The sequence below is a fragment of the Pantoea eucalypti genome (genome assembly GCF_009646115.1).
In the GTDB taxonomy this organism is placed as follows: Bacteria; Pseudomonadota; Gammaproteobacteria; order Enterobacterales; family Enterobacteriaceae; genus Pantoea; species Pantoea eucalypti.
In genome coordinates this window covers 3,263,691-3,284,911 of the sequence record NZ_CP045720.1, presented here as the reverse complement: position 1 = coordinate 3,284,911, position 21,221 = coordinate 3,263,691, and the positions used below count along the sequence as shown (strand labels likewise).

General features: G+C 55.1%; 16 protein-coding genes, 3 tRNA genes and 3 rRNA genes. 14 read left to right on the top strand and 8 right to left on the bottom strand.

The genetic code is table 11. The annotated features are described in order from the left end of the window. Window positions 1-156: 156 nt before the first annotated feature. The 7 genes from gmhB to EE896_RS15400 all read left to right on the top strand — a co-directional run bounded on the left by gmhB (window position 157) and on the right by EE896_RS15400 (window position 7,869). Window positions 157-717, top strand: coding sequence for a D-glycero-beta-D-manno-heptose 1,7-bisphosphate 7-phosphatase (gene gmhB / locus EE896_RS15430; RefSeq protein ID WP_140916412.1), 561 nt, complete (start codon window positions 157-159; stop codon window positions 715-717). A gap of 405 nt (window positions 718-1,122) precedes the next feature. Continuing rightward, window positions 1,123-2,660 (top strand): 16S ribosomal RNA (locus EE896_RS15425). A gap of 90 nt (window positions 2,661-2,750) precedes the next feature. Continuing rightward, window positions 2,751-2,825: transfer RNA gene (locus EE896_RS15420), tRNA-Glu, on the top strand. Between the two features lie 232 nt (window positions 2,826-3,057). Next, window positions 3,058-5,964 (top strand): 23S ribosomal RNA (locus EE896_RS15415). Window positions 5,965-6,163: 199 nt separating this feature from the next. Further along, window positions 6,164-6,279, top strand: a 5S ribosomal RNA gene (gene rrf / locus EE896_RS15410). The 16S, 23S and 5S rRNA genes sit together here with 2 tRNA genes alongside, the layout of an rRNA operon. Window positions 6,280-6,366: 87 nt before the next feature. Beyond that, window positions 6,367-6,443 (top strand) — tRNA-Asp (locus tag EE896_RS15405). A 634-nt stretch (window positions 6,444-7,077) separates the two neighbouring features. Then, window positions 7,078-7,869: an endonuclease/exonuclease/phosphatase family protein gene (locus EE896_RS15400; RefSeq protein ID WP_033762764.1), complete on the top strand. Its 792-nt coding sequence runs from the start codon at window positions 7,078-7,080 to the stop codon at window positions 7,867-7,869. Window positions 7,870-7,972: 103 nt separating this feature from the next. On the opposite strand, the gene mltD is transcribed toward EE896_RS15400, so the two are convergent. Further along, window positions 7,973-9,349 (bottom strand): murein transglycosylase D, encoded by a 1,377-nt coding sequence (gene mltD, locus EE896_RS15395; protein WP_033742950.1) that lies wholly within the window; start codon window positions 9,347-9,349, stop codon window positions 7,973-7,975. 71 nt (window positions 9,350-9,420) lie between these two features. Beyond that, window positions 9,421-10,176 carry a hydroxyacylglutathione hydrolase gene (gene gloB / locus EE896_RS15390; protein WP_003852545.1) on the bottom strand — a complete coding sequence of 252 codons (756 nt, stop codon included), beginning with the start codon at window positions 10,174-10,176 and terminating at the stop codon, window positions 9,421-9,423. A 42-nt stretch (window positions 10,177-10,218) separates the two neighbouring features. Here gloB and EE896_RS15385 point away from each other — a divergent pair, with 42 nt between their 5' ends. Beyond that, window positions 10,219-10,956 (top strand): class I SAM-dependent methyltransferase, encoded by a 738-nt coding sequence (locus EE896_RS15385; protein WP_003852547.1) that lies wholly within the window; start codon window positions 10,219-10,221, stop codon window positions 10,954-10,956. Here the strand turns inward: EE896_RS15385 and rnhA are convergent. Continuing rightward, a complete protein-coding gene (gene rnhA / locus EE896_RS15380) occupies window positions 10,938-11,405 on the bottom strand; it encodes a ribonuclease HI (RefSeq protein WP_003852549.1) in 468 nt (155 codons plus the stop codon). The genes EE896_RS15385 and rnhA overlap by 19 nt on opposite strands. 51 nt (window positions 11,406-11,456) lie before the next feature. Between rnhA and dnaQ the strand changes: the two genes are divergently transcribed. Further along, window positions 11,457-12,188: a DNA polymerase III subunit epsilon gene (gene dnaQ, locus EE896_RS15375; RefSeq protein WP_140916036.1), complete on the top strand. Its 732-nt coding sequence runs from the start codon at window positions 11,457-11,459 to the stop codon at window positions 12,186-12,188. A gap of 134 nt (window positions 12,189-12,322) precedes the next feature. Next, window positions 12,323-12,399, top strand: a tRNA-Asp gene (locus EE896_RS15370). A gap of 49 nt (window positions 12,400-12,448) precedes the next feature. Here EE896_RS15370 and EE896_RS15365 read toward each other — a convergent pair. Continuing rightward, entirely contained in the window at window positions 12,449-13,957 is a 1,509-nt protein-coding gene (locus EE896_RS15365; protein WP_003852551.1) for an NCS1 family nucleobase:cation symporter-1, read from the bottom strand. A gap of 143 nt (window positions 13,958-14,100) precedes the next feature. Between EE896_RS15365 and EE896_RS15360 the strand changes: the two genes are divergently transcribed. The 3 genes from EE896_RS15360 to puuE are packed head-to-tail and all read left to right on the top strand — an operon-like array spanning window position 14,101 to window position 16,537. Continuing rightward, window positions 14,101-14,823, top strand: coding sequence for a GntR family transcriptional regulator (locus EE896_RS15360; RefSeq protein WP_039658997.1), 723 nt, complete (start codon window positions 14,101-14,103; stop codon window positions 14,821-14,823). Beyond that, on the top strand, window positions 14,820-15,551 hold the full coding sequence (gene hpxA, locus EE896_RS15355) for an allantoin racemase (protein ID WP_003852554.1): 732 nt from the start codon (window positions 14,820-14,822) through the stop codon (window positions 15,549-15,551). The genes EE896_RS15360 and hpxA overlap by 4 nt, the downstream gene beginning before the upstream one ends. Before the next feature lie 32 nt (window positions 15,552-15,583). Further along, window positions 15,584-16,537: an allantoinase PuuE gene (gene puuE / locus EE896_RS15350; RefSeq protein ID WP_039658999.1), complete on the top strand. Its 954-nt coding sequence runs from the start codon at window positions 15,584-15,586 to the stop codon at window positions 16,535-16,537. Between the two features lie 50 nt (window positions 16,538-16,587). Here the strand turns inward: puuE and hpxZ are convergent, their stop codons facing one another. The 4 genes from hpxZ to EE896_RS15330 are packed head-to-tail and all read right to left on the bottom strand — an operon-like array spanning window position 16,588 to window position 20,143. Further along, window positions 16,588-16,968, bottom strand: a complete 381-nt coding sequence (gene hpxZ / locus EE896_RS15345) for an oxalurate catabolism protein HpxZ (protein WP_003852558.1) — start codon at window positions 16,966-16,968, stop codon at window positions 16,588-16,590. After that, the gene (locus tag EE896_RS15340; protein WP_140916035.1) at window positions 16,968-18,365 is read right to left on the bottom strand and encodes an AtzE family amidohydrolase; all 1,398 of its coding nucleotides are present in this window, start codon (window positions 18,363-18,365) and stop codon (window positions 16,968-16,970) included. The genes hpxZ and EE896_RS15340 overlap by 1 nt, the downstream gene beginning before the upstream one ends. Continuing rightward, a complete protein-coding gene (gene hpxX / locus EE896_RS15335) occupies window positions 18,362-18,544 on the bottom strand; it encodes an oxalurate catabolism protein HpxX (protein ID WP_003852562.1) in 183 nt (60 codons plus the stop codon). Before hpxX ends, EE896_RS15340 begins: the two co-directional genes overlap by 4 nt. A gap of 12 nt (window positions 18,545-18,556) precedes the next feature. Continuing rightward, a complete protein-coding gene (locus EE896_RS15330; protein ID WP_140916034.1) occupies window positions 18,557-20,143 on the bottom strand; it encodes a gamma-glutamyltransferase family protein in 1,587 nt (528 codons plus the stop codon). Between the two features lie 151 nt (window positions 20,144-20,294). Between EE896_RS15330 and hpxU the strand changes: the two genes are divergently transcribed. Continuing rightward, a complete protein-coding gene (gene hpxU, locus EE896_RS15325; protein WP_039659004.1) occupies window positions 20,295-21,134 on the top strand; it encodes a MurR/RpiR family transcriptional regulator HpxU in 840 nt (279 codons plus the stop codon). Window positions 21,135-21,221 lie beyond the last annotated feature (87 nt).

Sequence of the window (21,221 nt, the reverse complement as noted above, 5' to 3'; positions counted from 1 at the left end):
GTGTGGGAAACCTCGTCGCTTTTGTTCATTATAAAAGCTGGATGGATGTTAAGGCATCCAGACGTCTAAATCAATGAAAGTGATTCAATCTGACATTCTCCCTTTTATAGCAATCATGCGATACTGATCGGCAATTTTTACAGCAGGAGTTTCTACGTGGCGAATAAAGTCCCCGCTATTTTTCTTGATCGTGATGGCACCCTTAATGTCGATAATGGCTATGTCCATGAGATTGATGACTTCCAGTTTATTGACGGCACCATTGAAGCGCTGCAACAACTGAAGGCAATGGGATATACGCTGGTGGTTGTGACCAATCAGTCTGGTATCGCGCGCGGTATGTTTACCGAAGATACCTTTATGCGGCTGACTGAGTGGATGGACTGGTCGCTGGCCGATCGCGACGTTGATCTTGATGGCATCTATTTCTGTCCTCACCATCCTGAAGCAACAGTTGAAGCGTTTCGTCAGGAATGTGACTGCCGTAAGCCGCAGCCAGGCATGCTGCTGACGGCACAGGAAGAGCTGCACATTGATATGGCTGCTTCTTATATGGTGGGTGACAAGCTGGAGGATATGCTGGCCGGGCAGGCTGCCGGTGTCGGCACCAAAGTGCTGGTGCGCAGTGGCAAACCGATTACCGCTGAAGGTGAAGCCGCAGCAGATTGGGTAATTAATAGCCTTGCAGAGCTGCCAGGACGCATTAAAAAGGGTTAAAACGGCGCTTTTGTGCAAATTTCAGGCGAACAGTGAAAAAGTTGTAATTTGCACTTGCGCTATCTCAGCCGTTCCCTATAATGCGCCTCCACTGACACGGCAAACCGGAAACGGAAAACGGGTCAGCAGGCACAGGAGACTGCGCCGCCGGAGAAAAACTTCTGAAATAGAGGTTGACTCTGCAGGAGGAAAGCGTAATATACGCCACCTCGCGACAGGACGCTAACGCACTGTTCGCACTGCTCTTTAACAATTTATCAGACAATCTGTGTGGGCACTCGCAGGATTGATATCAGCGTCTCCGGACGTAAAAAAATATCAAGCCTCACGAGTGAACACATAATGAAATTCATTATGACGTTTTACAGATGAGCACCGCTTAACTTGTTTAAGCAAATCAAACTTAAATTGAAGAGTTTGATCATGGCTCAGATTGAACGCTGGCGGCAGGCCTAACACATGCAAGTCGGACGGTAGCACAGAGAGCTTGCTCTTGGGTGACGAGTGGCGGACGGGTGAGTAATGTCTGGGGATCTGCCCGATAGAGGGGGATAACCACTGGAAACGGTGGCTAATACCGCATAACGTCGCAAGACCAAAGAGGGGGACCTTCAGGCCTCTCACTATCGGATGAACCCAGATGGGATTAGCTAGTAGGCGGGGTAATGGCCCACCTAGGCGACGATCCCTAGCTGGTCTGAGAGGATGACCAGCCACACTGGAACTGAGACACGGTCCAGACTCCTACGGGAGGCAGCAGTGGGGAATATTGCACAATGGGCGCAAGCCTGATGCAGCCATGCCGCGTGTATGAAGAAGGCCTTCGGGTTGTAAAGTACTTTCAGCGGGGAGGAAGGCGATGTGGTTAATAACCGCATCGATTGACGTTACCCGCAGAAGAAGCACCGGCTAACTCCGTGCCAGCAGCCGCGGTAATACGGAGGGTGCAAGCGTTAATCGGAATTACTGGGCGTAAAGCGCACGCAGGCGGTCTGTTAAGTCAGATGTGAAATCCCCGGGCTTAACACGGGAACTGCATTTGAAACTGGCAGGCTTGAGTCTTGTAGAGGGGGTAGAATTCCGGTGTAGCGGTGAAATGCGTAGAGATCTGGAGGAATACCGGTGGCGAAGGCGGCCCCTGGACAAAGACTGACGCTCAGGTGCGAAAGCGTGGGGAGCAAACAGGATTAGATACCTCGGTAGTCCACGCCGTAAACGATGTCGACTTGGAGGTTGTTCCCTTGAGGAGTGGCTTCCGGAGCTAACGCGTTAAGTCGACCGCCTCGGGAGTACGGCCGCAAGGTTAAAACTCAAATGAATTGACGGGGGCCCGCACAAGCGGTGGAGCATGTGGTTTAATTCGATGCAACGCGAAGAACCTTACCTACTCTTGACATCCAGAGAACTTAGCAGAGATGCTTTGGTGCCTTCGGGAACTCTGAGACAGGTGCTGCATGGCTGTCGTCAGCTCGTGTTGTGAAATGTTGGGTTAAGTCCCGCAACGAGCGCAACCCTTATCCTTTGTTGCCAGCGCGTGATGGCGGGAACTCAAAGGAGACTGCCGGTGATAAACCGGAGGAAGGTGGGGATGACGTCAAGTCATCATGGCCCTTACGAGTAGGGCTACACACGTGCTACAATGGCGCATACAAAGAGAAGCGACCTCGCGAGAGCAAGCGGACCTCACAAAGTGCGTCGTAGTCCGGATCGGAGTCTGCAACTCGACTCCGTGAAGTCGGAATCGCTAGTAATCGTGGATCAGAATGCCACGGTGAATACGTTCCCGGGCCTTGTACACACCGCCCGTCACACCATGGGAGTGGGTTGCAAAAGAAGTAGGTAGCTTAACCTTCGGGAGGGCGCTTACCACTTTGTGATTCATGACTGGGGTGAAGTCGTAACAAGGTAACCGTAGGGGAACCTGCGGTTGGATCACCTCCTTACCTGAAGATACCTTCCCGCGCAGTGTCCACACAGATTGTCTGATAAAAAAAGTAATGAGCAGGACGGCTGCGAAGTCGTGACACTATCGTGTCCCCTTCGTCTAGCGGTTAGGACTCCGCCCTTTCACGGCGGCAACAGGGGTTCGAATCCCCTAGGGGACGCCACCTGCTTGGTGACAGGTGAAAGGTGTCTCCATACAGTATCTCAAAACCGTTCTGGTTGCGTAAGCAGCCGTGGCGCGTTTGAGATATTTGCTCTTTAACAATCCGGAACAAGCTGAAAAATTGAAACGACGTGTCGTTTTCATTCTCCGTAATAAGAATGAAAAGCGCGACACGTTCGAGTCTCTCAAATGCTTGCAGCTCGCAGCGTTGTAAAAACGCCTGTGGGTTGTGAGGTTAAGCGACTAAGCGTACACGGTGGATGCCCAGGCAGTCAGAGGCGATGAAGGACGTGCTAATCTGCGTAAAGCGACGGTAAGGTGATATGAACCGCTACAGCCGTCGATGTCCGAATGGGGAAACCCGGTGCACTCTGTGCATCATTGCAGCATGAATACATAGTGCTGCAAGGCGAACCGGGGAACTGAAACATCTAAGTACCCCTGAGGAAAAGAAATCAACCGAGATTCCCCCAGTAGCGGCGAGCGAACGGGGAGCAGCCCAGAGCCTGAATCAGCATGTGTGTTAGTGGAAGCGTCTGGAAAGTCGCAGGGTACAGGGTGATACTCCCGTACACAAAAGCACACGTGCTGTGAGCTCGATGAGTAAGGCGGGACACGTGGTATCCTGTCTGAATATGGGGGGACCATCCTCCAAGGCTAAATACTCCTGACTGACCGATAGTGAACCAGTACCGTGAGGGAAAGGCGAAAAAGAACCCCGGCGAGGGGAGTGAAACAGAACCTGAAACCGTGTACGTACAAGCAGTGGGAGCCTTCTTTATGGGGGTGACTGCGTACCTTTGTATAATGGGTCAGCGACTTATATTCTGTAGCAAGGTTAACCGTATAGGGGAGCCGCAGGGAAACCGAGTCTTAACTGGGCGTTAAGTTGCAGGGTATAGACCCGAAACCCGGTGATCTAGCCATGGGCAGGTTGAAGGTTGGGTAACACTAACTGGAGGACCGAACCGACTAATGTTGAAAAATTAGCGGATGACCTGTGGCTGGGGGTGAAAGGCCAATCAAACCGGGAGATAGCTGGTTCTCCCCGAAAGCTATTTAGGTAGCGCCTCGTGAACTCATCTCCGGGGGTAGAGCACTGTTTCGGCTAGGGGGCCATCCCGGCTTACCAACCCGATGCAAACTGCGAATACCGGAGAATGTTATCACGGGAGACACACGGCGGGTGCTAACGTCCGTCGTGAAGAGGGAAACAACCCAGACCGCCAGCTAAGGTCCCAAAGTCATGGTTAAGTGGGAAACGATGTGGGAAGGCACAGACAGCCAGGATGTTGGCTTAGAAGCAGCCATCATTTAAAGAAAGCGTAATAGCTCACTGGTCGAGTCGGCCTGCGCGGAAGATGTAACGGGGCTAAACCATGCACCGAAGCTGCGGCAGCGACACTATGTGTTGTTGGGTAGGGGAGCGTTCTGTAAGCCGTCGAAGGTGTGCTGTGAGGCATGCTGGAGGTATCAGAAGTGCGAATGCTGACATAAGTAACGATAAAGCGGGTGAAAAGCCCGCTCGCCGGAAGACCAAGGGTTCCTGTTCAACGTTAATCGGAGCAGGGTGAGTCGACCCCTAAGGCGAGGCCGAAAGGCGTAGTCGATGGGAAACAGGTTAATATTCCTGTACTCGGTGTTACTGCGAAGGGGGGGACGGAGAAGGCTATATCAGCCGGGCGACGGTTGTCCCGGTTTAAGCGTGTAGGCGGAGGGTCCAAGGTAAATCCGGTCCCTTATTAACGCTGAGGCGTGACGACGAGGCACTACGGTGCTGAAGTGATAAATGCCCAGCTTCCAGGAAAAGCCTCTAAGCATCAGGTAACACAGAATCGTACCCCAAACCGACACAGGTGGTCAGGTAGAGAATACCAAGGCGCTTGAGAGAACTCGGGTGAAGGAACTAGGCAAAATGGTGCCGTAACTTCGGGAGAAGGCACGCTGGCGCGTAGGTGGAGGGACTTGCTCCCCGAGCCGAAGCCAGTCGAAGATACCAGCTGGCTGCAACTGTTTATTAAACACAGCACTGTGCAAACACGAAAGTGGACGTATACGGTGTGACGCCTGCCCGGTGCCGGAAGGTTAATTGATGGGGTTATCCGTAAGGAGAAGCTCTTGATCGAAGCCCCGGTAAACGGCGGCCGTAACTATAACGGTCCTAAGGTAGCGAAATTCCTTGTCGGGTAAGTTCCGACCTGCACGAATGGCGTAATGATGGCCAGGCTGTCTCCACCCGAGACTCAGTGAAATTGAACTCGCTGTGAAGATGCAGTGTACCCGCGGCAAGACGGAAAGACCCCGTGAACCTTTACTACAGCTTGACACTGAACATTGAGCCTTGATGTGTAGGATAGGTGGGAGGCTTTGAAGCGCGGACGCCAGTTCGCGTGGAGCCAACCTTGAAATACCACCCTTTAATGTTTGATGTTCTAACGTAGGCCCGTGATCCGGGCTGCGGACAGTGTCTGGTGGGTAGTTTGACTGGGGCGGTCTCCTCCTAAAGAGTAACGGAGGAGCACGAAGGTCAGCTAATCACGGTCGGACATCGTGAGGTTAGTGCAATGGCATAAGCTGGCTTGACTGCGAGAGTGACGGCTCGAGCAGGTGCGAAAGCAGGTCATAGTGATCCGGTGGTTCTGAATGGAAGGGCCATCGCTCAACGGATAAAAGGTACTCCGGGGATAACAGGCTGATACCGCCCAAGAGTTCATATCGACGGCGGTGTTTGGCACCTCGATGTCGGCTCATCACATCTGGGGCTGAAGTAGGTCCCAAGGGTACGGCTGTTCGCCGTTTAAAGTGGTACGCGAGCTGGGTTTAGAACGTCGTGAGACAGTTCGGTCCCTATCTGCCGTGGGCGCTGGAGAATTGAGGGGGGTTGCTCCTAGTACGAGAGGACCGGAGTGAACGCACCACTGGTGTTCGGGTTGTCATGCCAATGGCATTGCCCGGTAGCTAAGTGCGGAAAAGATAAGTGCTGAAAGCATCTAAGCACGAAACTTGCCCCGAGATGAGTTCTCCCTGACTCCTTGAGAGTCCTGAAGGGACGTTGAAGACTACGACGTTGATAGGCCGGGTGTGTAAGCGCAGCGATGCGTTGAGCTAACCGGTACTAATGACCCGTGAGGCTTAACCTTACAACGCCAGAGGCGTTTTTGAGAGACACAATTTTCAGCCTGTACCGGATAATAATTTGCGGAAACGAAAGATTTTGCGGCGTGACGAGGCGCAGAGCGAAGACATCAGCGGGAGCATACTGAAGTATGTGACCGGTGTGGCTGAGCGATGGCAACGCGGTCATGACGTAAAAGATTCGTTTCGTGCACAAAGAATTTGCCTGGCGGCTTTAGCGCGGTGGTCCCACCTGACCCCATGCCGAACTCAGAAGTGAAACGCCGTAGCGCCGATGGTAGTGTGGGGTCTCCCCATGCGAGAGTAGGGAACTGCCAGGCATTAAATTCGTTCCTTTTCCCCTGACAAGGAAAGCAACAGGAACAGACGGTTCTCAGCCGGTTGCTGAGAACCGTGAAAGAATCGGTGGAGCGGTAGTTCAGTTGGTTAGAATACCTGCCTGTCACGCAGGGGGTCGCGGGTTCGAGCCCCGTCCGTTCCGCCACTTAATTGGAAAGCCCTGACTTAACGGTCAGGGCTTTTTCCATTGCAGCCAAATCAGCCCGGGAAGTTCGCGCACTGATTCCCATCGATCTGCAGGATCATGTTAACGACAACTGATAATCTGAACATAAAGCAATAATCCCGTTGTCGATTCCACCATTACGAATGTGTTCGGTTAAACGCCGACAATGCCAGCCTCTTAAGCGTTCACATACGCTGTCGCTGCTCAGCTGTCCACTCAGTAAGAAAACGATAAAAGCCCGCACACAGGCTGGCTCACCCCAGTGTCGTAGCAGTCAACCGCATTAAGGCGCATCCCGACCGGCAGACGTAGTGACTGCAACGGTGCTCCCTCCGCCACTTCACAATCGATCATAAAGTCCGAAAGACGGCTAATATCCTTACCCAAAGACAGAGCTGATTAATTGTCTGCCCACTGACAGGGCTCAATGATGATAAAGACAACATCGCCTCCCGATCTGCCTCGATTTGCTTAGCGAGCGTAAAAGGGCTGCTTTATGCTGGAAATGCGTGATGAATTCCGACATTCACCTGCATCCATTGAAACCCCGGTCTAGAATCCCTATAACAGACAGGTGTTAACTGTATTTTTGAATCATCAGCCAGGCGGGAAAGTGCGCAAAAAAACTTATGCAATGCGATATGTAGCAGGACAACCAGTGGAACAGATCTTTCCACCTGGCGCGATGCTCCATCTCGGTCAGGCACTGCCTCCCGGCGCCCCGTTGCCTGCGCATCCAAATCTCAAGGTCCTGGTATGGAACATCTTTAAGCAGCAACGCGCAGATTGGATGTCAGTACTGGAAGGATTTGGTAAGGATGCACATCTTGTATTACTGCAGGAGGCGCAGACCACACCTGAACTGGTGGAGTTTGCGACCAGTAACTATCTGGCTGCCGATCAGGTGCCCGCCTTTGTGCTGCCTCAGCACCCCTCTGGAGTGATGACACTTGCCTCTGCGCACCCGGTCTATTGTTGTCCGTTACGTGAGCGAGAACCTCTGCTGAGGCTGTCAAAATCGGCACTGGTCACGGCTTACCCTCTGCCGGCCGGTGATATGCTGATGGTCGTCAACATCCATGCGGTTAACTTCAGCCTCGGTGTGGACGTTTACAGTAAACAGCTGGGACCTATTGGTGAGCAGATTATGCACCACCAGGGACCGGTAATTATGGCCGGTGATTTTAATGCATGGAGCCGTCAGCGCATCAATGCGCTCTACCGGTTTGCACAGCGGATGAAACTGGAAGAAGTCATGTTTACTGCCGACCATCGTCGTAAAGCGTTTGGCCGCCCGCTGGATTTCGTCTTCTATCGCGATCTCAGAGTGAGCGAAGCATCCGTACTGGTCACGCGCGCGTCCGACCATAATCCGCTACTGGTGGAGTTCAGTTCAGGACGTTAGTAAGAGACATTAAGGCTGCCAGCAGAAGGATAGGGAAGGGATGCGTAAACGGCGGCAGATGCATAAAAGAAAAAGGCTGACAATTGCCAGCCTTTTCAACGTATCAGGTATCAGGGGTTGCGTTATTATTCACAAACAGCGTTAAGTTATCGCCGGGTTGAATATCTTTCGCATTGTCCAGCACACTGTTCCAGCGCATCACGTCTTTAATATTGACGCCGTGATGACGGGCAATACTGTCAAGAGAATCACCCTTACGAACACGGTAGGTGATGCTGTTGCCGTTATCAGCCAGTCGGGTGCCATTCGAACCGATAGTCAGAGTCTGACCCGGTCGGATATCAGCACCGCGCAGGTTGTTTTCCTGCTTCAGTGTCGAGACGCTGACGCCAAGTTTAGCGGCGATACCAGAAAGCGTATCCCCACGTCGCACTTTATACCCGCCACTCGCGCTGGCTTTTGCAAGCTGCGTCGGCTGTACTGCTGCGATGTCACCGGAAGCCAGTGAGTTACGCAGTTTAGCGACGTTCGACTTCGGCACCATAATATAGTGCGGGCCGTTTGGCGCTGTTGCACCGCCTTTGTAGCCGGTATTGAAGCTCTTCAGTTTCGTGAGCGACATACCTGCCATTTCGGCAGCCTGCGTCAGCTGTATCTGCTGACCCACTTCCACTCGCGCCAGAGCACGACTTTCATTAGGTGTCGGCAGTTTGATACCGTAACGCTTGTTATTTTTGAGCAGTTCACTCAGAGCTAACATTTTAGGCACATACACGGTTGTTTCGCGTGGCAGCGATAAATGCCAGAAGTCAGTCGGCTTACCGCGCGCCTTGTTCTGCTTAATCGCTTTAAGCACACGTCCTTCACCACTGTTATAGGCGGCGATGGTTAATAACCAGTCACCGTCAAACATAGTGTTAAGACGCTGCATCATATCCAGCGCAACTTTCGTGGATGCGACCACATCACGTCGCCCATCGTAATACTGGTTTTGTTTCAAACCATAGTTTCGACCCGTAGCTGCAACAATCTGCCAGATGCCAGCGGCATTGGCGGATGACGTTGCCCGGGGGTCAAAAGCGCTCTCCACTATGGGTAGCAGTACCAGTTCCATCGGCATTTTACGTTTCTGTATCTGCTCGACTATCCAGTACATGTACGGCTCTGCCCGTAATGTTACATCGTGGAGATAGCTCTTATTTTTTAAAAATTTTCTTTTTTGTTCGCGGATTGCCGGGTTTTCCGGAATCCCCATCTTCAACTCGTCACTAATGAAACTCCAGAGATCTGCGTCTGCTGCGAGGCCAGTTCCATCTTCCTGCCATCGCGGCGACAAAAACTCGTCTCCGTACTTTCCATTTTCACCTTGACCAGCTGAAGACAGACTCTGTGCATGCTGTTCGGGAATATTGGCATCGTTCCTGGACGCCTGACATCCCACCAGCAAGACTGAGGCGAGTAATATCGCTTTAGCCTTCATATGTGTGTCAATAGTTCGCTTAAAAGACGAGCAACTATACGTGACGAATTTTCACAACACAACCCGAAAAATCAAAAAGCGTCTTTCTTCTCGCGTAGAACAGCAAATGTATGCCATAGCGGTTCATCAGAAACATTAACGTTTAAAGCGCGTTGTAAATCAACGTCTTGCGAACGGAGAAATAAATTAATTGACCGTTCGTGCGCCAGTTTTACAGGCAGACTAATGCCATTTTCAGCGCGTAAGTCCTTAATTTTCTGATATTCGGCCATTATTTGCGGGTCATGAGGCAGAATAGCCGCAGCAAACTTCAAATTGGATAAAGTATATTCATGCGCGCAACAGACTAAGGTTTCTCCTGGTAGCTGATTAAGCTTTTGAAACGAATCATACATTTGCTCTGCTGTGCCCTCAAAAAGGCGTCCACAGCCACCCGAAAAGAGGGTGTCGCCGCAGAAAAGATAAGGCGCACTGTAATATGAGATATGTCCTAAAGTGTGACCAGGAGTGTGGATCACGTCGAAAGTCAGCCCCAGAACCGTGACTTTATCCCCTTCGCTGACGATCGTTCTGGCTCCTTTGGCCTCGGTTTCCTGAGGGCCGTACACCTCCAGTTGCGGGAAATGCTCACACAGGGTTTTCACTCCACCGGTATGATCGTTATGGTGGTGAGTCAGCAGGATGGCGACCGGCTCCCAGCCGTTGGACGCCATTTTTTCTAACACCGGTTGGGCTTCGCCGGGATCGACAATCAGGCATTTACCTTGATCATCCGTCAGTGCCCAGATGTAGTTGTCCTGCAACGCAGGAATACTGGTAAGATTCATCATCACCTCTCGCAGGTCGTAGTAAAAGGAAGAGCGTAAAGCATGAAGCCCGCTAAATCACGCCAGATTCTGAACGCTCCGCTGTCATGGCGCGATATGCCGTGGGGAGAGTATTTCCGCGACGCGTTAACGCAGCAGCTTCAGCCTTACCTCGGAAAGCTATATGGCTTTCATATGCTTAAGCTTGGCAATCTCAGCGCAGAAATCAACACAGAAAATTGTGCTATTTCACATCAGGTCAATGTGGGCAGTAAAGGTGAGCAGTTGCAGGTGCTGGCCGACCCGATGCAGTTGCCGTTTGAGTCGAAGTCGGTGGATGCCTGTCTGATGGCCCATACGCTCGCCTGGAGCCAGGATCCTCATCGGGTATTGCGCGAAGTGGACAGGGTGTTAATCGATGATGGCTGGATGATCATCAGCGGTTTTAATCCCTTCAGCCTGCTTGGCGTGAGCAAAATGGTGCCGGGATTAACTCGCAAGGCGCCGTGGAGCGGACGGATGTTCAGCCAGATGCGGTTGCTCGACTGGCTGGGGCTGCTGAATTATGAAGTGGTTTATCGCACCCGGTTTCAGGTGCTGCCGTGGCATCGACAGGGCGGGAAACTGATCAGCGCCCACTTACCGGCGCTGGGCTGCCTGAATATTGTGGTGGCACGTAAACGCACCTTCCCGCTGCTGCCGACACGGGCAAAGAAGAGCCTGAGTACCAGCAAGATCCGCCAGACGGTCAACGCGACGCGTCAGTTCCGCAAGGCAGAGGATCAGGACTCGGCTTTATAACCGATATCTTCAAAGGCAGGGTTTTCAGCTGCAGTGCGGGCCAGCACGTCGCAGCGTTCATTTTCCGGATGTCCGGCATGCCCTTTAACCCACTCCCACTGAATTTTGTGGGTGCTGAGTGCTAAGTCGAGACGCTGCCAGAGATCGACATTCTTTACTGGCTTTTTATCGGCGGTTTTCCAGCCACGCTTTTTCCAGTTATGAATCCAGCTGGTGATTCCCTGGCGCACATACTGACTGTCGGTGCTGAGCACCACATCGCAGGGTTGAGTCAGCGCTTCAAGCGAAACAATCGCCGCCATCAACTCCATCCGGTTATTGGTGGTAAGGTGATAGCCCGCGCTGAACGTCTTTTCATGCTGACCGTAGCGTAAAATCGCACCATAACCGCCGGGGCCGGGATTTCCGAGGCAGGATCCATCGGTGAATATTTCTACCTGTTTGCGCATCTCTGGTAGACTTCCTCTCAAAAACGCTAAGTCTGACATAAAACGGGTCTTATGAGCACTGCAAATAACCGCCAGATCGTTCTCGATACTGAAACCACCGGCATGAACTTGATCGGGGTACATTATGAGGGGCACCGCATCATTGAGATTGGTGCGGTGGAGGTGATTAACCGTCGCCTGACCGGCAACAATTTTCATATGTATCTCAAGCCCGATCGGCTGGTCGATCCTGAAGCCTTTGGTGTCCACGGGATTGCAGATGAATTTCTTGCCGACAAGCCCGCGTTCAGCGAAATCGCAGATGAGTTTCTCGACTACATTCGCGGTGCTGAATTAGTCATTCACAACGCACCGTTTGATATCGGCTTTATGGACTACGAGTTCTCAAAGCTGAACCGTGGCATTGAGAAAACCGAAACCTTCTGCAAAATTACCGATAGTCTGGCGCTGGCGCGTCGTATGTTTCCCGGCAAGCGTAACAGCCTTGATGCGCTCTGCTCGCGTTATGAAATAGACAACACCAAGCGTACTCTGCACGGCGCACTGCTTGATGCCGAGATTCTGGCGGAAGTCTTCCTGACCATGACCGGTGGTCAGACGTCACTCTCGTTCTTATCGGAAAGTGAAAGTGCCCGTGAGGCGCAGGGAGAGAGCATTCAGCGCATCGTCCGTCCCGCCTCTGCACTGCGCGTGGTCACGGCCAGCGAAGAGGAAGTGGTTGCCCATGAGTCCCGTCTGGATCTGGTGATGAAAAAGGGTGGCAGCTGTCTGTGGCGTGGCTGAATGGCCTGTTTTTGTGGATAAAATCAACGCCAAGCTGAAAAAAACAGCAAACGATTTATTCACCTGGAAAAAGCGTTGACGCCGTAACAACCTGCCATTACTATGCGCCTCGTTCTCGACGGGGAACAAAGCGCGGAGCGGTAGTTCAGTTGGTTAGAATACCTGCCTGTCACGCAGGGGGTCGCGGGTTCGAGCCCCGTCCGTTCCGCCAATCTCTTTAAAAAAGCCGATTCAGAAATGAATCGGCTTTTTGCTGTCTGCTATTCAGCGACGGCTTGATTCTTCTGCGCCACTACCTCGCCATGCGCGCGGGTCACATCTTCAGCTTCACGATCTTCACGGGCGATAAAGCGATAGCAGCCCGCCGCCAGACCAGCACCAATGAACCAGCTGAAGTTCGCCACCTGATGCAGGGAAGGGATAAAACTAATCACCAGGCAAATCGCTACCGACGGCAGCAGCGCGCCAATTGCTTTGGGGTTAAAGCCACCGCGATACCAGTAACGACCAGATGGCGTGTCATTAAACAGATCGTCGACTGAGATACGGCCACGCTTAATCAGATAGAAATCGGTTAACAGAATCCCGAACAGCGGCCCGATAAAGGATCCCAGCACATCCAGGGTGTAGTGAATCAGCTCAGGCGACTGGAACAGGTTCCACGGCGTTAACAGCACTGAACCAACGGCGGCGATCATCCCACCGGTGCGGAAGCTGATTTTCTGTGGGGAACAGTTCGAGAAGTCAAACGCGGGTGAAACGAAGTTCGCCACGATGTTGATGCCGATGGTGGCGGTAATCATGGTCAGCAGGCCAATCGCGACCGCCAGATCGTTGCCGACCATGCTTACGGTTTCGATAGGATCGGTGATCATTTTGCCAAACAGCGACTGGGTGCCCGAGACAATCACCACCGTCACCACTGAGAACAGCAGGAAGTTAAACGGCAGGCCCCAGCGGTTGCCGCGACGAATCTCGGACATATTCTTGCCGTAGCGTGAAAAGTCACCGAAGTTTAACAGCGGCCCGGAGAAGTAAGAGACCACCAGCGCCGTGGCCGTAATCATCTGCCAGGTCTGTTCGCCTGCGGTCAGCGATTTGCTGGCGAGGGTAAAGGAGATGCCATCGAAACCGGTCTTGTATACAATCCAGCCCGCCAGTGCCACCATCACCACATAGACCGCCGGTCCAGCGACATCAATAAACCGCTTAATGGCGTTCATGCCGTGCCAGAACACCATCGCCTGCAGTAACCACATAATGCCGAAACAGCACCAGCCCAGCAGCGACAGGCCCAGCCAGTGTGGCACGGTCATTGATGTCAGCGACGGCGCAAACTTCAGCAGCACCAGCATCAGGGCATTCGCCGCCAGATAGGTCTGAATGCCATACCAGGCGAACGCGATCAGCCCGCGAATCACCGCCGGAATATTGGCACCAAACACGCCAAACGCCTGACGGCAGATCACCGCATAAGGGACACCCGCCATCTGGCTCGGTTTCGCCACCAGGTTGGCACAGATTTGCACGATGCAAATCCCGGCCAGCAGGCAGAGCAGCACCTGCCAGCTGGCTAATCCCAGCGTGAAGAAACTGGCGGCTACCACATAGCCGCCCATGCTGTGCACATCGGACATCCAGAAAGAGAAGATGTTGTACCACGACCAGTTCTGATTGCGAGTCGGTGCCAGGTCTTCGTTACAAAGCCGTGGGCTGTAACGGGCACTGGCTTCAGAGGCCGCGCTGGCCACCGTTGATTGTTTTGGCATGAAACCTGCTCCTGTACCTGAAAGTGGAATGAATAATCTGGTAAGACGGTATTGCAGGATTCAGGCCAGATCTGTTTTCTTGTATACAATATTTATTTTTCACGTATACGATAGTGGCACACAGCGAGCGACCGGAGCAGGTAATGACGAGTAAAACAGGCCAGCGAGACGCCACTCATCTGCAGGACAAAGATGAAGGGATTTACCAGGCGTTGATGAACGCTATTGTTGAGCACCAGCTGCCGCCAGGCAGTAAATTGCCGGAAGAGGCACTTTCCGGGGTCTTTGGGGTGAGTCGCACCGGCATCCGCAAAGTGCTGCAGCGCCTCGCGGCGGTGCAGATGGTCACCCTGACGCCCAAACGTGGTGCGCAGGTGGCGACACCCGGCGTTGAAGAGGCACGTGACATCTTCTCAACCCGCAGTTTAATGGAGTGCGCCAATCTGCCTGCGGTACTGGCGCATCTGCAGCCTCCGCATCTGGCGGCACTGGAGCAGCTCATTGCACAGGAAAACCAGGCGCACGCCGATCATGATGGTCCGGCAGCCATCCGGCTTTCCGCCGCGTTTCATATTCAGCTACAGGCGATCTCCGGTAATCAGGTGCTCACCGGCATGGTGACCAGCCTGACTCAGCGCTCCTCACTGGTAATTGCCGCCTGGGGCGCGCCCTGGCAGCGCGGCTGTCGCTGTGACGATCACGCAAATCTTCTGGCGTTACTGCGCGCTCGTGCGCTGGAACCGCTGACTCTCGCGCTTCAGCATCACTTTGAGCACATCGTTTCCAGCCTGCACTTTGAGCGCAGCGGAGAAACCCTGCCCGATTTCTCCCGACTGTTTGCCTCAGTCTCTGGAGTCGCTTCATGAGTCTGATTCAGGTCATTAATCCCAACACCAGTCTGGCGATGACCGAAACTATCGCTCAGGCCGCGCGTGCGGTCGCCGCGCCGGGCACCGAAATTCTGGCGGTTTCGCCGTCGCAGGGTGTGCCCTCCATTGAAGGGCACTTCGATGAGGCGATCGCCGCCATCGGCGTGCTGGAGCAGATCAAGCTGGGCAGGGAGCAGGGTGTCAGCGGACATGTCATTGCCTGCTTCGGCGATCCGGGTTTACTGGCCGCACGCGAGCTGGCCAGCGGGCCGGTAATCGGCATTGCGGAGGCGGCGATGCATACCGCCACGCTGCTGGCGACACGCTTCTCCATTGTCACCACGCTGCCGCGCACGCTGGTGATTGCGCGTCATCTGTTGCAGCAGTATGGCTTTACCCATCACTGTGCCGCGCTGCATGCCATCGATCTGCCGGTACTGGCGCTGGAGGATGGCAGCGGTCTGGCGCAGGAAAAAGTGCGGCAGCGCTGTATTCAGGCGAAACGGGAAGATGGCAGCGGGGCGATTGTGCTGGGTTGTGGCGGAATGGCGACGCTGGCGGCTTCGCTGACCCAGGAGCTGGGCCTGCCGGTGATTGATGGCGTCAGCGCAGCGGTGAAAATGGTCGAGTCGCTGGTGGCGCTTGGTTTTGGCACCAGCAAACATGGCGATCTGGCCTGGCCTTTGCAGAAACCTCTCTCAGGTGCGTTTCAACATCTAAACTAACGGAACTTTCCCGAATCAAAACAGGTGGAGTAATGACTGACGCTGCAGAGAAGAAAGAGTACAGCTTTAACAAAAACTATCCGCGCGATTTAATCGGTTATGGCGCCAATCCGCCGCACGCCGCCTGGCCCAATAACGCCCGTGTGGCAGTGCAGTTTGTCCTGAATTACGAAGAGGGTGCAGAAAACAGTGTGCTGCATGGCGATGCGGGCTCAGAGCAGTTCCTCTCCGACATCATCGGTGCAGCCAGCTATACCGATCGTCACATGTCGATGGAGTCGCTGTATGAGTACGGCTCCCGCGCCGGCTTCTGGCGCATCCACAATGAATTTCAGAAACGTGGTCTGCCGCTAACCGTTTTTGGTGTGGCGATGGCGCTGGCGCGTCATCCGGAAATTGTCGAGGCGATTAAACAGGCGGACTACGATGTGGTCAGCCACGGCTGGCGCTGGATCCACTATCAGGGCATGGATGCAAAAACTGAACGTCAGCATATGCAGCAGGCGGTGGATGTGCTGGTGGATCTGTTTGGGAAAGCGCCAACAGGCTGGTACACCGGGCGCGACAGCCCGAACACCCGTCGGCTGGTGGTGGAGCAGGGTGGGTTCAGCTACGACAGTGACTACTACGGCGATGATCTGCCGTTCTGGACGCAGGTTACCTGCCAGGATGGCACGGTAAAACCGCACCTGGTTATTCCTTACACCCTTGAGTGCAACGATATGCGCTTTGCCTCGCCGCAGGGGTTTAACACCGCCGAACAGTTCTTCACCTATCTGCGCGACACCTTTGATGTGCTGTATGAAGAGGGAGAGACGGCACCGAAGATGATGTCGGTCGGCATGCATTGCCGCCTGCTGGGTCGCCCTGGCAAATTCCGCGCGTTGCAGAACTTCCTCGATCACATCCAGCAGCACGACGACGTCTGGATCTGTACCCGCCAGCAGATTGCTGACCACTGGATCGCAACTCACCCGGCACCTTAAGCCAGTTCCGGCGCTTGCCCCGTTCTGAACGGGAGCAGCGCCGGATGCCGTCAGCTCATCAGACTGACCTGCGCCGCCACGATGCACCAGCCGTGGGGCATTCGTACCCAGGTCTGCTGCTGACGGCCAATCTTATCGCTGCCAGGGCGGGTAAATTCGGTGCTGCAGACCGCATAATCCTCGCCAAAAGTCGTAATCACGGTGTTCCGTAGCGTCCTGTTCAGACCGGCTGAAGGACGCGCGGCACGGAAGGCCCGAATTTCATCAATGCCATACAGATTCTCTCCCGCCCCGAGACGCACGGTTCGCGGGTCATGCCAGAAGAGCGCATCCAGTTCTTCCACGTCATTGCTGACCAGCGCCTGCTCGTAGCGATAAAACTGCGCCGTTACCTCGGTGAGCACCTGCGGTAAATTAATCTCTCTGTTCATCACGCTCCTGCCATATTCATTTGCGGCATCGTAATGCCCTGTTGTTCCAGTGCCCAGGCGGCGCGTAGTACTGCCTCTTCATTAAACGGACGGGCGATAAGCTGTAATCCAATCGGCAGGCCACTTTGGGTCGCCAGCGGCACGGTACAGACCGGCAATCCCAGGAAGGAGATCGGCTGCGTTAGCATTCCCATGCTCGCCTTGGCGGGCAGCGACTCACCCTGAATCGTCAGGGTTTGCTGACCGATAGTAATCGCGCTGCAGGGCGTCGCTGGGGCGATCAGCACATCGAACCGATCAAACAGCGGTAACACCTGCTGCTGAAAATGGCGACGGAAACGCTGTGCCTGCACATACCAGGCACCAGGCATCATGGCACCGGCCAGCAGACGCTCACGTGAGTTCGGTTCAAACTGCTCCGGCATCTGGCGCAGGGCAGGCAAATAGTGATTGCCGCCCTCGGCGGCGGTCATGATAAACGCCGCCGAGCGGGCCAGCTCCGCCTCCGGCATCAGCACCTCTTCCTGAGCCTCAAGCGCGGCTGCAACTGCCGCGACGGCCGCGCGGGCATCCTCATCGCACCAGCGGGCAAAAAAACCACCCAGTACGCCACAGCGCAATCCTTCGCTGCCCTGTGACAGCCCTGGCAGCGTCTCGGCCAGTGGACGGTCAGCCTGAAACGCGTCAGCGTGGTCTGCACCCTGCAACAGGTCATACACCAGTGCCAGGTCCTCAACCCGGCGCGCCAGTGGGCCGATGTGATCAAGGCTGGCGACAAACGGATGGCTGCCGCTGCGTGACAGACGACCAAAAGTTGGCTTAAGACCAAAAATACCGCACAGCGACGCGGGCACCCGAATCGAGCCGTTGGTGTCGGTGCCCAGTGAAAAGTGGACCAGCCCGGCGGCCACGGCGGCGGCTGAACCGCCTGAAGAGCCGCCCGCCACGCGGCTCAGATCGCGCGGATTGTGCGTCGCACCATAGTGGCTGTTTTCGGTGGTAAAACCATAGGCATAAGCATCCATGTTCAGCATGCCCGACAGCAGCGCGCCTGCGTGACGCAGTTTCTCCACGGCAAACGCATCTGCCTGGGCCGCAGGGCGATCGCGGAACAGGCTGGCACCGGCCAGTGTGCTGTGACCCGCCACATCAAACAGGTTTTTCACCGCATACGGGATGCCCGCCAGCGGTGGCAGGGTTTCGCCGCGCTGCCGCTGCGCATCAATCGCGCTGGCCTCTTTTAACATGCGCGGCCCGGTCACTTCCGTCCAGGCATTCAGCGCCGGATTATGCTGCTCAACGGCCTGCAGCGTGCTCTTCGCTACCTCCACCGCGCTGATCTCACCCTGCTGGATCGCCCGTTGCAGGCTCTGAATCGAAACATCACCTAATCTCATGCCTGGTATACTCCTGCCACTTCCAGCCGATCGTCCAGCGGAAACGCCATCAGCGGTGCCGCCATCTCCGCGATACGCGACAGCTGGATCAGCAGTTCAGCGCGGCGGGCGTCATCCAGTTCCAGTTGCAGTATCTGCTCCATATGGCCGATGTAGCTGGCCCAGTCGTGTTGATTCATGATTCGCTCCTGTTAAAAACCGGCAGCGCTGCCGTTACTGCGCGGATCGCTTGCGCCCTCAAACATGCCGTTGCTGTGACGCACGATGGCGCCCGCATGGCCCACGGATTCGCTGAAGTCCGGCAGCATTTCCACCTCATGTCCCCACAGACGCAGCATCAATACCGTTTCGTCGTCAAAACGGCCTTCCAGTTTCAGTGAGTCGGACGATTGACCCCAGGTCCGGCCCAGCAGCCAGCGCGGCGCACTGACCGCCTGCTGTAACGGCAGGCCCTGAATGACATGGCGGGTAAAAATCGCCGCCTGGGTCTGCGGCTGACCATCTCCGCCCATGGCGCCATACACCATTGTCCGGCCATCTTTCAGGCGCGCAGCGGCGGGATTCAGGGTATGAAACGGCTGCTTGCCGGGCGCAAGGGCGAGTAAGTGGTCAGGATCCAGGCTAAACGCCGCGCCACGGTTCTGCCAGGTAATACCGGTGCCGGGCAGCACCACACCACTGCCAAACTCGTGATAGATGCTTTGAATAAAGGAGACCGCCAGACCGCTGCTGTCCATCACGCCCATCCAGACGGTATCGCCCGGGCCGCGTCCGCTCCCCCAGGCTGCCGCCTCACCATCGGTGATCTGGCTGGCGAGTGTGGCAAGGTGATCGCTATTCAGCAGCGCCTGCAGATCTTCGGTAACGTGACGCGGATCGGTGATGTGTTTGTCCCGCAGTGCAAAGGCTTTCTTGGTGGCTTCAACGATGCGGTGCACCGTCTGCGCGTCATCAGCCTCCGCCATCGCCAGCCGGTCGGTGATGCCGAGGATTGCCAGCGACACCATGCCCTGCGTCGGCGGGGCGATATTCCAGATGTCGCCTTCACTGTGTGCGAGGTGCAGTGGCGTTGTGCGGCGGGCGCGATGCTGCTGCAGATCGTTCAGCGTCACCGGCATGCCCAGTGTCGCCATCTCGTCGGCCAGATGATGAGCCAGCGGGCCGCGATAAAAACTGTCGAGTCCCTCTTCGGTGAGCTGACTCAGGGTGTTCGCCAGTGCGGGCTGGGTAAAACGGCTGCCGGGCTGCGGCACCTCGCCGTCAGGCATAAACGTGGCGCTGAAGCCGGGCTGATGCTGCAACTCACTGCGGAACGTTGCGGTGGCGGCGCTCTGTGAAGCGGTCACAGGAATGCCGTCGGCGGCGTAGCGAATGGCATCACGCAGCAGACGAGCCAGCGGCAGCGGCGGGGTGCCCATCTCCTTAGAGAGCATCAGTGCCTCCTGCCAGCCACTGACTGTACCGGCTACGGTCAGCGCCGCTTTCGGTCCGCGATGTGGAATTTTCGGGTGATCGGCGTAAAAATCGCGGTGAGCCAGTGAACCTGCTGCGCCGCTGGCGTCGATAGCGACAGGATCACCACCGGGCGGCAGAATCAGCCAGAAACCGTCGCCGCCCAGTCCATTCATGTGTGGATAGACCACCGCGATAGTTGCGGCGGCGGCCACCATCGCTTCAATGGCATTACCGCCATCACGCAGTACCGCGAGTGCGCTTTCACTCGCCAGATGGTGCGGCGTCACCGCCATCCCCTGCGGGGCCATATTGCTTTGAATCATCGTTTTCTCATTCTTCGGGTGACAGTACGCATAACAAAGCAAGAGCTGTTCCAGTTTTCACCCTGCGATGACAATGCGCCGGTTAACCTGGCGTAAATTGTGCTAGGTTTTGCTAAACAAAAGTGCTGAAACAAAAGTTACAGGACGCCTTATGCAACAGCTTGATGAACGACTCAGAAGTCACTATCCCCAGCTCTCGCCACAGGAACAGCGCATTGCTGACTTCGTGTTTGACCATTTCGATGACCTGATCAGCTACAACAGCGCCGAGCTGGCGCGGCTCAGTGGTGTGTCGAAAGCCACGGTCAGCAGGCTGTTTAAGCGTCTGGGCTACGAGAAATACAAAGATATGCGTGATGAGTTACGCATCCTGCGTCAGAGCGGCATGCCGCTGACAGATAATCGTGATGCCGTGCAGGGCAATACCTTGCTGGCACGCCACTATAAGCAGGAGATGGCGAATCTGACGCAGTGGGTTAACAGCCTGGATGCACAGCACTTTAACGAGGTTATTCAGCAGCTGTCGCAGGCAAAACGCATCTTTATCATCGGTATGCGCAATGCCTACCCGGTGGCGCTGCACCTGCGCCAGCAACTGGTGCAGGCGCGTTCACAGGTGCATATTCTGCCGCAGCCGGGCCAGACGCTGGCAGAGGAGCTGGTGGATATCACACCGGACGACATGGTCATCGTGATGGCCTTTCGTCGTCGTCCACGCATTATTCGCCCGCTGATGCAGCAGTTGCAGGCAGCCGGTATCCCGCTGCTGGCGCTGTGTGAGCCGCAGGCGCAGACGGTGATTACCCTGGCGCGGTGGCAGCTTTGTACGCCGCTGGATAGCGTCTCCGCTTTTGACAGTTACAGCGCGGCCATGAGTCTGGTTAACCTGATTGCTAATGCCCTGCTGCATGAAATGCTGGCTCAGGGACGTCAGCGGATTCATCAGATCGCTGACCTGTATCAGCAGTTTGACGAACTGGAGCACCGTTAACAGGCACCGTTTTGGTGCTTTGCCCCATTTCAGAACACATCTTTCCCGGCGTAATCGCTCCGATTACGCCCGCATTCTGCTGAACTC

Bases quoted from the DNA above. Each gene is read 5' to 3' on its own strand.
- puuE (WP_039658999.1), top strand. From the start codon at position 15,584: ATGACTGACGCTGCAGAGAAGAAAGAGTACAGCTTTAACAAAAACTAT.
- rnhA (WP_003852549.1), bottom strand. From the start codon at position 11,405: ATGCGCAAACAGGTAGAAATATTCACCGATGGATCCTGCCTCGGAAAT.
- EE896_RS15360 (WP_039658997.1), top strand. From the start codon at position 14,101: ATGACGAGTAAAACAGGCCAGCGAGACGCCACTCATCTGCAGGACAAA.
- mltD (WP_033742950.1), bottom strand. From the start codon at position 9,349: ATGAAGGCTAAAGCGATATTACTCGCCTCAGTCTTGCTGGTGGGATGT.
- EE896_RS15365 (WP_003852551.1), bottom strand. From the start codon at position 13,957: ATGCCAAAACAATCAACGGTGGCCAGCGCGGCCTCTGAAGCCAGTGCC.
- gloB (WP_003852545.1), bottom strand. From the start codon at position 10,176: ATGAATCTTACCAGTATTCCTGCGTTGCAGGACAACTACATCTGGGCA.
- EE896_RS15385 (WP_003852547.1), top strand. From the start codon at position 10,219: ATGAAGCCCGCTAAATCACGCCAGATTCTGAACGCTCCGCTGTCATGG.
- hpxX (WP_003852562.1), bottom strand. From the start codon at position 18,544: ATGAATCAACACGACTGGGCCAGCTACATCGGCCATATGGAGCAGATA.
- hpxZ (WP_003852558.1), bottom strand. From the start codon at position 16,968: ATGAACAGAGAGATTAATTTACCGCAGGTGCTCACCGAGGTAACGGCG.
- EE896_RS15330 (WP_140916034.1), bottom strand. From the start codon at position 20,143: ATGATTCAAAGCAATATGGCCCCGCAGGGGATGGCGGTGACGCCGCAC.
- hpxU (WP_039659004.1), top strand. From the start codon at position 20,295: ATGCAACAGCTTGATGAACGACTCAGAAGTCACTATCCCCAGCTCTCG.
- hpxA (WP_003852554.1), top strand. From the start codon at position 14,820: ATGAGTCTGATTCAGGTCATTAATCCCAACACCAGTCTGGCGATGACC.
- EE896_RS15340 (WP_140916035.1), bottom strand. From the start codon at position 18,365: ATGAGATTAGGTGATGTTTCGATTCAGAGCCTGCAACGGGCGATCCAG.
- dnaQ (WP_140916036.1), top strand. From the start codon at position 11,457: ATGAGCACTGCAAATAACCGCCAGATCGTTCTCGATACTGAAACCACC.